The sequence below is a fragment of the Neobacillus sp. plas4 genome (genome assembly GCF_057221695.1).
Map to the genome: position 1 here is coordinate 2,561,908 of NZ_CM170152.1, position 12,193 is coordinate 2,574,100.

Genomic DNA, 12,193 nt, shown 5'->3' on the forward strand with positions numbered 1-12,193 from the left:
GAAAAGCGGGGTGGATGGTCTTGACGAAAATAAAAGTGGCAATTTTAGGATCAGGAAATATTGGAACAGACCTGATGTATAAAATTTTAAAAAATGATGGAAACATGGATTTAGCCTTAGTGGCAGGAATTGACCCAAATTCCGAAGGACTTGCAAGAGCAAAGGAAAAGGGAATTGCAGTTAGCCATCATGGAATCGATGCAATTCTGGAAGATCCAGAGATTAAGATTGTCTTTGATGCAACAAGCGCGAAAGCCCATAAGCTGAATGCTCAAGCATTACGAGAACAAGGAAAATTAGCCGTTGACATGACTCCGGCAGCGATTGGCCCGTTTGTCGTTCCAACCGTTAATTTGCATGATCATCTTGAAGCCATGAATGTCAACTTGATTTCATGTGGCGGCCAGGCGACGACGCCGCTTGTTCACGCCGTCAATCGTGTGGTGCCTGTTCATTATGCAGAGGTCATTGCGACCGCGGCAAGTCTATCAATTGGACCAGGAACAAGACAAAATGTCGATGAGTTTGTCCGCACAACAGCAAATGCGGTTCAGCAAATTGGCGGAGCGAAAACAGCAAGAGCCATTCCTGTTTTCAATCCAGCAGAACCACCTATTAATATGACGAATTCCGTCTATGCGGTGATTAAAGAAGAATTTGATGAAGCAGCGGTTATTGAGTCGGTTCAATCGATTGCGGCTGAGATTTCTAGCTATGTTCCAGGCTATCGTTTAAAGGGTACGCCATTTGTTGACTATCGTGAAACTCCATGGGGCCGCTTGCCTACGGTGGTCATCATGAATGAAGTAGTCGGAGCGGGGGATTTCTTCCCTACCTATGCCGGAAACTTGGATATCATGACTGCCTCCGCCTACCGAGTCGGAGATGTATATGCTGCACATTATCTTGCTGCTAAGGAGGTAACACGATGAAGATACCTAGACTGACAGACACAACTTTAAGAGATGGCGATCATGCCGTTAGCCATAGTTATACGCCTGAACAGGTACGTACAATTGTAAAAGAATTAGATGAAGCAGGTGTACCAGTTATTGAAGTAAGCCATGGTTCTGGATTAAATGGCTCGACCATTCAGCAAGGGTTCTCTATTCATTCTGAATATGACTTGATTAAAGTGGCGATTGAAACCGCGAAACAAGCTAAAATTGCTTCTTTATTCGTACCGGGGATTGGCACGAGCAAAGAGTTAAGAGAAGCAGCCGAATTGGGCATTTCTGTGATCCGAATCGCCGTGCATTGTACAGAAGCAGATGTTACCGAGCAGTACTTCCGCTTAGCCAAAGAATTAGGACTTGAAACGGTTGGTTTCCTTATGATGTCTCATACGCAGCCTGCAAGCGTGCTTGCGGAGCAGGCAAAGTTGATGGAATCATATGGTGCCGATTGCGTGTATATAGTGGATTCTGCAGGAGCTCTTGTTCAAAGTGGTGTTCGTGAAAGAGTTTCCGCTTTAAAAGAAGCGCTATCCATTCAGGTCGGCTTCCATGCTCATAATAATCTTGGCTTGGCCATTGGCAATACAATAACGGCGCTTGAAGCTGGTGCCGATCAAATCGATGGAACGCTAAGAGGACTCGGAGCGGGAGCAGGAAATGCGCCAACGGAAGTCCTTGTTGCAGTCCTGAATAAAATGAACGTCGAAACAGGTATCAACTTAGCAATTTTAATGGATGCTGCTGAGGAAAAGATAGCCCCACTCATGCAGTCTCCAATCGTGATTGATCGCGGCAATTTATCAAGTGGATATGCCGGAGTTTATAACAGCTTTTTATTACATGTTAAACATGCTGCGGAAAAGTTTGGAATCGGAGTATCCGAAATTATGGAAGAGCTCGGTAAAAGGCAAACTGTTGCTGGCCAGGAGGACTGGATATTAGATGTCGCTGTTGAACTAGCGGAGAAAAAAGGGTTAAAAGTATAGTTCCACGAAAGGAGGGGACAGTTGTGACAATCATTCAAGAAGCCACTACAAATCTTTTAGAAGCAGAGGAAACAAAGCAGGCTATCAAGCCACTAACGGTATCCTATCCTGGGATTACCGTCGATGAAGCATATTATACGCAGTTAGAGATTATCCGTAGAAAAGTTGCCAATGGCGGCATCATCGTTGGAAAAAAAATCGGTGCGACATCGAAAGCGATTCAAAATATGTTTGGCGTCAAGCAGCCTGATTACGGGCATTTATTGGCAGATATGATGGTGGTCGAAGGCGAAGCGATTTCCCTATCACACTATATTCAACCAAAAGTAGAATTTGAGATTGCCTTTATTTTAAAAAAGGATTTAAAAGGTCCGAATGTTTCCATCCTTGACGTCGTTGAAGCTACGGAATATATCGTTCCGGCCATTGAAGTGATTGACAGCCGGATTGAGGATTGGAAGATCAAGTTTGAAGACACCGTCGCAGACAATGGATCTTCTGCTTGTGCAATTATTGGAGGGAAACCAACAAGGCTTGATGGCTTAGATCTCACGCATATCGGTATGGTCGCTTATCGAAATGGAGAAATGATTGATTCAGGAGCGGGGGCAGCCGTCCTTGGAAATCCACTTCGTTCCGTCGCATGGCTGGCAAATTCATTAGGAAAGTACGATGTCTCCCTAAAATCAGGGGAAATCATTCTTTCAGGTGCTTTAACAAGTGCGATTGAAGTGAAGGAAAACGACACTTTTACAGCGGAGTTTGCTCATATTGGTTCAGTCACGGCTTCATTTAAAAAATAAGGCTAGATAAGGGACTTTTGCCTCGACTGACCAGAGGAAATATCAAAAGAGACTGGGTGATACTATGATTAAAACGGATGTAATCGATCAAATTGCTTTTGAACTTTTCGAAGCGGAAAAACAGAAAAAAGCGGTAAGTAAGTTTGTTGACGCCTATCCTGAACTTGACGAAGCATTAGCTTATCAAATACAAGAACGCTTAATCGAAATGAAATGCAAAGAAGAAAATACAAAAAGAATAGGCTGGAAACTCGGATTAACGAGCAAAGCGAAACAAGAGATGATAGGGGTTCATGAACCATCTTACGGGGTCTTACTTGAAAGTATGCAGCTGAATGAAGGTGAAAAGATTTCTCTTGCACCATTCATCCATGCAAAGTTGGAACCGGAAATTGCCTTTATTTTTGACAAGGAATTGAAGGGTCCACATGTAACGGTAGCGGATGTACTTAATGCAACAAAATATATTGCACCTGCAGTTGAACTCATTGACAGCCGCTTCCATGGGTTCAGCTTTACCTTGCCAGATGCAGTGGCAGATAATTCATCTTCTTCCCGATTTATTATGGGGGAAAGATTCTATTCACCAAAAGATTTCGATTTGAAATTGATGGGAATGGTGTTTAAACAAAACGGAGAAGTTGTTGCGACAGGTGCAGGGGCAGCGGTGATGGGGCATCCAGCAAGAGCGATTGCTTGGTTAGCGAATCGGTTGTATAAAGTTGGTCAATGTATTCAACCTGGAGAAGTTGTGTTAAGCGGATCCCTATCCGCGGCAATTAAAATTGAAGCGGGCGACCATTTCACGGCCGGTTTTGATGGACTGGGCTCGGTTGAGGCGGTATTCACGGAATAACTTAATTGCGAAGGGAGAGGTTGATATGCCATTTATACAGGTAAATATTCTTAAAGGAAGATCACCAGAAAAGAAAGAACGATTAATTCGGGAAATGACCGATTTAGTATCAGAGGTGTTAGATGCTCCCGTCCAAAGTGTTCGCGTCATGATAAATGAATTAGAGCCAGAACATTGGGGCATCGCAGGCGAATCAGTTAAAAAGAGAAATGAGGTTTCAAAATGACAAACGTCCAAACCGGAGTCAGAGAAGTTGGTCTTTATATAAACGGGGAATATGTGAATGCAAGTAATGGTGCAACTTTTGAAGTGAAAAATCCGGCAACACAGGAAGTCATTGCGAGAGTCAGTGAAGCCACACAAGAGGATGTGGATCGTGCCTGCCGTATAGCACGGGACGCTTTTGAAAATGGTCCGTGGAGAACAATGACCGTAGCCGAGCGCTGTGCAAAGCTCCGTCGAATGGCTGAAATTATCCTTGAGCGAAAAGAAGAAATTGCTCGCTTAGATGCGACCGATGTAGGAAAACCATTTCACTCTGCAGTACAGCATGAAGTTCCACGTGCTGCTAACAACATCAAATTCTTTGCCGACTTTATGGAAAAACAAGGCGGTGAAGTGTATCCAATGGAGGATGAGTATTTAAACTATACTCGCTACGAACCAGTTGGAGTCGCTGCACTCATTACCCCTTGGAATGTTCCTTTCATGTTGACCACCTGGAAACTGGGACCTTGTCTTGCTGCGGGTAACACAGCTGTTATTAAACCAGCTGAAATGACTCCTCTTTCTGTTTCACTTCTTGGAGAAATTGCGAATGAAGCAGGAATTCCAGATGGCGTAGTCAATGTGGTTCATGGCCTAGGCGGTGTGGTTGGAACGGCTCTGACCACCCATCCCGAAGTAGATCTTGTTTCCTTTACGGGCTCGACGGCTACCGGAAAGCGAATTATGAAGAACGGCGCTGACACATTGAAAAAGGTTTCTTTTGAATTAGGCGGCAAAGCAGCAAATATCGTGTTTGAAGATGCCAATCTTGATAAAGCCATCCCTGTTTCGATTCATGCGGCATTCATGAATTCTGGGCAAATCTGTCTTGCGGGATCAAGAATCTTGGTGCAACGATCGATTTTAGATGAGTTCCTTGAAAGATTTAAGAAAGCAGCTATGGAACTAAAAGTCGGTGATCCACAAGATGTGGAAACAAAAATGGGTCCGGTTGTAAGTGAAGAGCATTATAAAAAGGTAACCAACTATCTTGAGATTGCCAAAGAAGAAAATGCCACGTTAATTTGTGGTGGAAAACGTCCGGAACTGCCTGAATATCTACAAAATGGTTATTACTTAGAGCCTACTATATATTTAACTGAAGATCCAAAGTTGCGAATTTGCCAAGAAGAAATCTTTGGCCCAATCGTGACAATCATACCTTTCGATACTGAAGAAGAAGCCCTTCGTATTGCCAATGATACAGAATATGGTTTGAACGGTGTCGTTTGGACGGAAAATCTCCAGCGCGCTCACCGGATTTCACATTCAGTTCGTGCCGGTACGATTTGGGTGAACTGCTGGTTTGTTCGTGACCTACGAGCACCTTTTGGCGGGTTTAAGAAAAGCGGAGTGGGGCGTGAAGGCGGTCACCACAGCATGGAGTTCTTTACGGAAGCGAAGAATATTTGTATAGCATTGAAATAGTAAATTATAGAATTAATCTCAGAAGGGGGAGTCCCCTTCTTTTTGTTTGCAAAAATATTGCTAGGACAGGATGAAAGGGTAGAGAAGGTCATCTGAGAGGTACTTTTATGATAGAAAATGCAAGAAGGGGATTATTTGGTCAAGTGAAGGGTTCCAAGTGACCGAAAAAGCTAATAGGTTCCAAAGGTAAACGACTATTTTGATTAGGGGCTTTCATTTGAATAGCGACATAGTAAATAGGATTTTTTTATTCCCATTTAATTACTGAAGTCATGTGTTATGTCTATAGGTAATCGCCTAATCCTAGGACAATCACGGTACATAGTATGTGATTGTGGTTAATTTATCTATGATAAATAACCACTTCTTTTACGAATGAAGAGGATGAAAATAAACAACTTGGGTGGGGGAATGGATCAAAATGAATGAAAATACTCAATACCGTCATGATTTGTTGGAACGGTGTCATGAAACAGCTAAAAGTTTATTTGAACAATTGGAACTGCTTTGTAGAGAATCAAATGCATATCAGGAAGAAATTGATGAAGGCACTGTTAATTATAGGGAAATGGACGAACAAATCCTAATCGTGGAACAATATTTGGATAAAAGTGCTTATCAAGCTGAGATGGTGATTGAAGCTGACCAATTTATTGATATCGAGGAACTAAACAAATACCGAGAGGATTTATTGGAATGGTGTAATATCCTTTATTCAAATTGGGATATAACGAAACCGAGGTTAGTAAACATTGTTGATAACGAAAGCTTAGAGGGATGGGAAGAATTGTGCTCTCGTTTAAAAGAGAAATTACAGGATGATCTGTCGTTAGACTATGAAGACTATGAGACAGCTAATGCCTTGTATGAACAGTGGGAAAATCTTGTTGACGAATTGTATTCTTATCAAGAAAAATGAAATTTGATTTGAAGTAAGATATCTGATTAAAAAGATTGCTAATAAAAACTGACAGGTATGAATCACACACCTGTCAGTTTTTAATAACTAAAAGTAAGTCTTACTACCTCTAAATCGCATTTGATGCAAATGATACCAGCAGATATCGTTCTATAAACTCAGTTTACCCACTTATCAAAATGGGTTTGCATTTTACATTTCAACCGGATATTCAGTTGTTTCCGCCATTCTCTGTTTCTTTGATTTTTTAAAATACAATAATTCATACACACATGGGATGACGATCAACGTTAAGAGGGTAGCGAGCGCTAAACCTCCAATAACGACAACCGCCAAGCTTTGAGAAACCAAGCTTCCAGTTTGAGATTCTTTAAGCAAGAGTGGAATCATTGCACAGATCGTTGCGATAGCGGTCATCATAATCGGCCGCATTCTCGTAGCCGTCGCTTCCACAATCGCCTCGCGAATCGTCATTTTTTCTTCGTTTTGTCTAACACGGTCAATCAGTACAATCGCATTTGTCACGACTATACCAATAAGCATAAGCGCTCCAAGCAATGCCGTAATATCAACGGAAATCCGGCTGATTAAGATTCCTAAAATCGCACCGATGGCCGCAAGTGGAAGCGAGGATAAAATCGCAATTGGCGCTTTTATCGACTTAAACGTAATCACCATAATCAAAAACACAATTCCGATCGAAACCAGCATGATTAAGAATAGATCGGTAAAATCCTCCATCTGCTGGGCACTTGCCCCGCCAACAAGAACTTCTACATCTTCAGGGATATCCATTCCTTTATTGTCTTTTTGATCTCCAAATAATTCCAGGTTAATCTTCGTCGAGATTTCAGAGAGCTTTGCAGGATCGACGGAAGCTGTGATGCGAAGGTACGTTTCACCGTCCTTATGAAATTGGCTGGTTGAGCTCTCAGCTTTTTGTAATGTTGCTATCTCGGATACTGGAATCATTCCGCTTTCTGTCATTATCGGAATGTTTTTCAAATCATCTTGTGTTTTGGTGTTAAGTAAAGGTTCAAGAACAACCATTGTTTGTTTTTCATTTACAGTGATGGTACCAAGCGGTGTTTGATTAAGCATGACACCAAGCTGCTGGGCAATTTGCTGTGTATTCCCTTTTGCAGGATCGACGACTAACGAGTAGACGGTTTTCTTTTCATCTTGATTCGTTGTTACTTCCTCAACACCATCAATATCAGATATCGATTCTTTAATCGTGGTTGCTGTTTTTTCGAGTTGATTAATATCCTCACCAATCACATCGATGGTAATGTTCGTTGCCGATCCACCCATCATGAACGAAGCAGTAGCCACCTCTAATACAGCATCCTTATATTCGTCCTTTTTCTTCTCGATTTCTTTTAAAACCTTATCTGTATCTTCTTTATCTTTTAAAAGTATACTAATGACCGCTTCGGTAGGAGACCCGATTTGGCCAAATTGAGCGAAGTCAGCCGAAGAACCGACTTGGTTAAAAACATACTCAACCTCATCCATATCAGTGATCGAATTTTCAAGCTCAATTGCTTTTTCTTTGACCGTTTCAAAGGGTGTTTCATTTGGGTATTTCAAGGTGGCTGAAATAAAGTCTGCGGAAGAATTGTCAACCGCACCCTTTGGTACAGCAAAGTAAGCACCTATCGAACCGGCAAATAGGAGGAAGCTAATTGTAAAAACAATCCATTTGTGATTTAAAGACCATTTCACTGCTTTTGGGAAGCGTACCGCCGGTTTATGTTCTGGCAGTTTGGTATTTTTCAGCAACCCTGCACTCATCAATGGAACCACTGTCAATGCCACAAGAAGGGAAGCAAGCAATGAATAGGTAACGGTTAAGGCAAATGGTAAAAGGAATTCTTGAAGTCCGCCGTTTAATAAACTCATTGGCAGGAAAACCGCGACCGTTGTTAACGTAGAGGCAGTAATCGCAACACCCACTTGTTTTGTAGCATCAATCACCATTTGAACTGAAAATTTCTCCGTTTGCATTTTGCGGTAAATATTTTCAATGACAACGATACTATCGTCAACAAGACGACCAACTGCAACTGCAACCCCGCCGAGTGTTAAAATGTTTAACGTTACCCCTGAACGCGACAGTAAGAACAAGGTAAAACAAAGGGAGAGCGGGATGGAAACAATGGTAATAAATGTTGTTCGAATATTGCGTAAAAAAATCATTATGACAATCGTAGCAAATAAAGCACCAAGCAGGACTTCTTTCATCATCGTTTGTACCGATGTTTCAACCATATCAGCGGAGGCAACATAGATCGTAGATTCTTGTGTTTCGTATTTTTTGTTTATTTCCTTTGTTACTTTTTCAATTTCTTTACTAATGGTAACAGCATTTGAATTGCTGTCTTTCGTTATACTGATACTTAATGCTTCGTTCCCATCGAAACGGTTAAGAAAATTGGAGTGTTTTGTTTCTTCAATGGATGAGATATCACTAAGGCTTACATTTGGTGCGACTGGCAGTCTTTTTAGTTTTTCGAGACTTGATAAGTCGCCAATCACCTTAATATTGCTTGTTTTTCCATCAATATTCTTTTCGCCGACTGCAATGGCAATGTTTTGACCTTGAAGAATTCCCATTACTGTTTGAAGGGATATTTGGTTTTCGGCTAACTTTTGATTATCAATTTTTACCGAGATCATAGAATCAACCATTCCATAGGTTTGCACTTGGGACACACCATCAATATCTTTATATAATGGTTCTATTTTCTCTTTAACCAATTCAAGGTTTTCGGTCGTAAGGCCATCTTTAAAGGTTACAGCAATGTTGGAGATAGGAATCATGGAGGTATTTAGCTGCGAAATGATTGGCTTGGATATGTAAGCTGGGAGTGCCACATTTGATAATGCCTCTTGAACATCTAATTTTGCCTGTTTCATGTCCGAACCGGCTTCAAAAAATAAATCTACTTTTGAAAAGCCGTCTCCTGTTGAGCTATAGATGGAATTTTTTCCTTTAATTCCAGTAACAGCCCGCTCGATTGATGATGTAACTTCATTTTCCATTGTTTTTGAGTCAGTTCCTTGACCCATTGTGATAATGGTTACTTGCGGGTTATCTGCCGAAGGCAAAAACTCCATGGGTAACCGAAAATAACTAACGACTCCAATGATTAGTATCAAAATTGTCATTAATGAGACCGCGGCTTTGTTACGAAAAGCCCACTTCGTGAAAATTGACATAGGTATATCGCTCCTTTGATATAGTTAGAAAGTCCAATAGAATTTTAACACAATTCTGTAAATATTATCCATTATTTACTATTAAACAATAGAAAATTTACAATTTCTTCACTTGCATGGAATCAACACCGCCTTTTGAAAAAAATTCACAGGACTTATTGGGTATCAACGTAATCTGTGGATTCTGCTACCTAAATATCCCATATTTATATTGATTTGAGGAGACTGAATTTTTTCTACGACTTAAGTCTTACTGAATGTATAGAAATTAATAAAAGCAAAAAAGTGCCAGGCATTAACCATTTTAGGTTGGTGCCTGGCACTTATTGTTTTTTACTTTAAATCTAAATATGATTGTGTGGTTTTTATTTGTCATTAGAGGAATATTATTTGGGATCTTTTTCTATATGATGAACGTTCAAAAAATGGGTTGTTACGGTATCTCCCGCGTCGAAAAAGCTGGTCAGTGACTGGTGTATTCTATAAAATTCATAGTCTAACCGTAATCTCAGTCCCATCCTTAGCTTTGACATCAACCAGCACGATTCCTTTATGGTTTTTCAGTTCCTTGATGATTGGCTTTAGCATTTCTTTATCTATCATTGGAATAGTAAAGTCAAGTTTTTTTCTTTCAAAATGTTCTTTTGTCCATTTGTTTGCATGTTGATGTAAAAATTTTGAACACAAAATTGAAATACAAATGGTTAAAATGGCATAAGGAATTGGGATGGTAAACCGAACTTCTTTTGCTTTCACTTTTATATGCAGCATAAGCCAATCCACTATTCAATGATGACAGAAACGGTATCTCCGTTTGCGGATTTAACATCAACAATTTGGCCATCCAATTCGTTTTCGATTGCTTCAATAATTAGATTAATGTCAAGATTCTTTACATATTTTTCTGATTGAGGAATACTTGCTGCGATGCTATGTCCAGCCATTAATACTACCTTAATAAGTTTTATTGGCAAATTGACCGTAACGTTATCATTTTCATCTGATACAACACGAATTTTTAATGTTTTATCTACATATTTAGTCGGCTTTTCCATTAGTATGCTTCCTGCTTCTTCTTTCTCTTTTAATACTTGAATCAGTTCTGATCCTTTATCGGCTTCAATTTTCCCTTCTTGCACCAAAGTTAATACTCTTGCAATTTCCTCTTTCATGGTCAATTCCTCCTTATTCATCTTTTAAAAGCTTAATGGCTTCCTCTGGAGTGATTTCGCCATTTTCCAACATGGTGACAACCTTTTTCTCGTCTACCTCATTTTTCTTCTTCGGCACATATCCAAGGGATGAAATGATGTCAGTAAGCTTGCTTCGGACCGTTGGATATGAAATTCCCAGTTCCTTTTCAACTTCTTTGATATTCCCCCTGCAAGTTAAGAATACTTCCACAAAATGTAGCTGATCCTTTGATAATGACGCCAATTTGGATAATTCAAACTCATTTTCAATCGTAGTGTGACAATGAGAGCACTGCAGTTTCATTATCTTCAATGTTTTGCTGCAGACAGGACAATTTGTAATTACTTTATAAGCCATAATGAAATTCCTTCCTTTTAATTGATTTGATTATATATCAATTAAACAGAATGGTAAATAAGGAAAGTTAATTTTATCTTTAATAAATATTAAAATTATTAATTAATAAATTAATATTATTAAGTTTACGTTTTCGCTGTGCTTAATTTTGTTTCGACGGAACTGTTATCAGCAACAAGTGAATCGATTCAATTTAATCAAGAAATACTGCTTCTTCTAAATCATATACTATCGTAATTTGCTTAATCGATTTCCTGTAATTTAAAGAAGGAAGGTGGTCAACCAATGAAAGTTGAGTCTTTTTTAAGTGCTGCCCCTAATAAAGTTGTAAGTGAGGATTCAATCGTTCTAAATGAAAAGTTAAATCTTTATGGGGTTTTTGATGGGGCAACTCCAATAATTCCATTCAAAGATGAAAACGGACTGAGCGGTGCATATTTAGCCTCAAATTTATTTAAAAATTATTTCTTAAGTCTCTACAGAAGGAACCTTTCATTAGTGGAAGGAATCGTGGCAGCTAATAAAATGTTGAGAGAGCAAATGGAAAAATACAAGGTGAATCAGGAAAAATATGAAAATCTTTGGTCAACATGCGCTGCAATTATAAAGATAGAAAACGACGGAAAGATTTCTTATGCTCAGCTTGGTGATTGTATGATCATAGCTGAGTATCAAAACGGAACCATAAAAGCCTTAACAAGGGATACAGTAAAAGATATAAGTTATAGAGCAAAGGCATGGCGTGAGGAACAAAGAAAGCAAGGGATTACAATTCCAGATGAGGAGTATTATCAGGATCGTACTCAACAGCTAATCTTTAATCGTTCATTAGCTAATAAGGAAAATGGTTACACTGTAGCTAATGGAAAAAAAGAGGTTTTAAATTTTATCCAGCATGGTCAAGTAAATATCAGTGAAATCAAAACATTATTATTAATAACAGATGGTCTTTTTTATCCGAAATTTTCAATGGAAGAAACATTTAAAAAGATACAAGCAATCGGTTTACCAGTATATTCGATGGAATTAGAACAATATGAGAAAAGCAATAATCTTCGTTCAGATGATAAAACTGGGATCATGATACAGCTTTTGTGAGGAGGAGAGGTCTATATGAATGTCCAGGTTAAAACTTAAATATGGAAGAATATAATGCTAATAAAAGAAAACAGGTAATATCCGAAGTCGAGTAAACTTCGGAC

12 protein-coding genes and 1 pseudogene are annotated in these 12,193 nt (G+C 39.5%); 9 read left to right on the plus strand and 4 right to left on the minus strand.

Annotated elements, in window-relative coordinates; genetic code table 11:
- Positions 1-20: 20 nt before the first annotated feature.
- From AC2TFD_RS12725 to AC2TFD_RS12755, 7 genes are all read left to right on the plus strand, one after another.
- Positions 21-932, plus strand: coding sequence for an acetaldehyde dehydrogenase (acetylating) (locus AC2TFD_RS12725; RefSeq protein WP_484675826.1), 912 nt, complete (start codon positions 21-23; stop codon positions 930-932).
- Positions 929-1,942 carry a 4-hydroxy-2-oxovalerate aldolase gene (gene dmpG, locus AC2TFD_RS12730; RefSeq protein WP_484675827.1) on the plus strand — a complete coding sequence of 338 codons (1,014 nt, stop codon included), beginning with the start codon at positions 929-931 and terminating at the stop codon, positions 1,940-1,942. Before AC2TFD_RS12725 ends, dmpG begins: the two co-directional genes overlap by 4 nt.
- 23 nt (positions 1,943-1,965) lie before the next feature.
- On the plus strand, positions 1,966-2,745 hold the full coding sequence (locus AC2TFD_RS12735; RefSeq protein WP_484675828.1) for a 2-keto-4-pentenoate hydratase: 780 nt from the start codon (positions 1,966-1,968) through the stop codon (positions 2,743-2,745).
- Positions 2,746-2,809: 64 nt separating this feature from the next.
- Positions 2,810-3,601: a 2-keto-4-pentenoate hydratase gene (locus tag AC2TFD_RS12740; RefSeq protein ID WP_484675829.1), complete on the plus strand. Its 792-nt coding sequence runs from the start codon at positions 2,810-2,812 to the stop codon at positions 3,599-3,601.
- A 25-nt stretch (positions 3,602-3,626) separates the two neighbouring features.
- Positions 3,627-3,827 (plus strand): 2-hydroxymuconate tautomerase, encoded by a 201-nt coding sequence (locus tag AC2TFD_RS12745; protein WP_335567582.1) that lies wholly within the window; start codon positions 3,627-3,629, stop codon positions 3,825-3,827.
- The gene (locus AC2TFD_RS12750; RefSeq protein ID WP_484675830.1) at positions 3,824-5,296 is read left to right on the plus strand and encodes an aldehyde dehydrogenase; all 1,473 of its coding nucleotides are present in this window, start codon (positions 3,824-3,826) and stop codon (positions 5,294-5,296) included. Before AC2TFD_RS12745 ends, AC2TFD_RS12750 begins: the two co-directional genes overlap by 4 nt.
- A 421-nt stretch (positions 5,297-5,717) precedes the next feature.
- The gene (locus AC2TFD_RS12755; RefSeq protein ID WP_484675831.1) at positions 5,718-6,215 is read left to right on the plus strand and encodes a hypothetical protein; all 498 of its coding nucleotides are present in this window, start codon (positions 5,718-5,720) and stop codon (positions 6,213-6,215) included.
- 192 nt (positions 6,216-6,407) lie between these two features.
- Here AC2TFD_RS12755 and AC2TFD_RS12760 read toward each other — a convergent pair whose 3' ends face one another.
- Positions 6,408-9,440 (minus strand): efflux RND transporter permease subunit, encoded by a 3,033-nt coding sequence (locus AC2TFD_RS12760; protein WP_484675832.1) that lies wholly within the window; start codon positions 9,438-9,440, stop codon positions 6,408-6,410.
- Between the two features lie 338 nt (positions 9,441-9,778).
- Between AC2TFD_RS12760 and AC2TFD_RS12765 the strand changes: the two are divergent.
- Positions 9,779-9,883 (plus strand): annotated as a pseudogene (locus AC2TFD_RS12765) (ABC transporter permease); the annotation flags it as partial.
- A 46-nt stretch (positions 9,884-9,929) separates the two neighbouring features.
- Here the strand turns inward: AC2TFD_RS12765 and AC2TFD_RS12770 are convergent.
- Genes AC2TFD_RS12770 through AC2TFD_RS12780 form a run of 3 tightly spaced genes read right to left on the minus strand, consistent with a single transcriptional unit; the run spans position 9,930 to position 10,991 of the window.
- Positions 9,930-10,211: a hypothetical protein gene (locus tag AC2TFD_RS12770; protein ID WP_484675833.1), complete on the minus strand. Its 282-nt coding sequence runs from the start codon at positions 10,209-10,211 to the stop codon at positions 9,930-9,932.
- A gap of 11 nt (positions 10,212-10,222) precedes the next feature.
- Complete coding sequence (locus AC2TFD_RS12775) at positions 10,223-10,612, minus strand: hypothetical protein (protein WP_484675834.1); 390 nt, start codon at positions 10,610-10,612, stop codon at positions 10,223-10,225.
- A 13-nt stretch (positions 10,613-10,625) separates the two neighbouring features.
- Positions 10,626-10,991, minus strand: a complete 366-nt coding sequence (locus tag AC2TFD_RS12780) for a DUF2089 family protein (RefSeq protein WP_484675835.1) — start codon at positions 10,989-10,991, stop codon at positions 10,626-10,628.
- Positions 10,992-11,276: 285 nt separating this feature from the next.
- On the opposite strand from AC2TFD_RS12780, the gene AC2TFD_RS12785 reads away from it, so the two are divergent.
- Positions 11,277-12,089, plus strand: coding sequence for a protein phosphatase 2C domain-containing protein (locus tag AC2TFD_RS12785; protein WP_484675836.1), 813 nt, complete (start codon positions 11,277-11,279; stop codon positions 12,087-12,089).
- Positions 12,090-12,193: the final 104 nt, after the last annotated feature.

What these genes read in the sequence shown, in the direction of transcription:
- dmpG (WP_484675827.1), top strand. Translation starts at nt 929, where the DNA reads ATGAAGATACCTAGACTGACAGACACAACTTTAAGAGATGGCGATCAT.
- AC2TFD_RS12740 (WP_484675829.1), top strand. Translation starts at nt 2,810, where the DNA reads ATGATTAAAACGGATGTAATCGATCAAATTGCTTTTGAACTTTTCGAA.
- AC2TFD_RS12745 (WP_335567582.1), top strand. Translation starts at nt 3,627, where the DNA reads ATGCCATTTATACAGGTAAATATTCTTAAAGGAAGATCACCAGAAAAG.
- AC2TFD_RS12750 (WP_484675830.1), top strand. Translation starts at nt 3,824, where the DNA reads ATGACAAACGTCCAAACCGGAGTCAGAGAAGTTGGTCTTTATATAAAC.
- AC2TFD_RS12755 (WP_484675831.1), top strand. Translation starts at nt 5,718, where the DNA reads ATGAATGAAAATACTCAATACCGTCATGATTTGTTGGAACGGTGTCAT.
- AC2TFD_RS12760 (WP_484675832.1), bottom strand. Translation starts at nt 9,440, where the DNA reads ATGTCAATTTTCACGAAGTGGGCTTTTCGTAACAAAGCCGCGGTCTCA.
- AC2TFD_RS12770 (WP_484675833.1), bottom strand. Translation starts at nt 10,211, where the DNA reads ATGCTGCATATAAAAGTGAAAGCAAAAGAAGTTCGGTTTACCATCCCA.
- AC2TFD_RS12775 (WP_484675834.1), bottom strand. Translation starts at nt 10,612, where the DNA reads ATGAAAGAGGAAATTGCAAGAGTATTAACTTTGGTGCAAGAAGGGAAA.
- AC2TFD_RS12780 (WP_484675835.1), bottom strand. Translation starts at nt 10,991, where the DNA reads ATGGCTTATAAAGTAATTACAAATTGTCCTGTCTGCAGCAAAACATTG.
- AC2TFD_RS12785 (WP_484675836.1), top strand. Translation starts at nt 11,277, where the DNA reads ATGAAAGTTGAGTCTTTTTTAAGTGCTGCCCCTAATAAAGTTGTAAGT.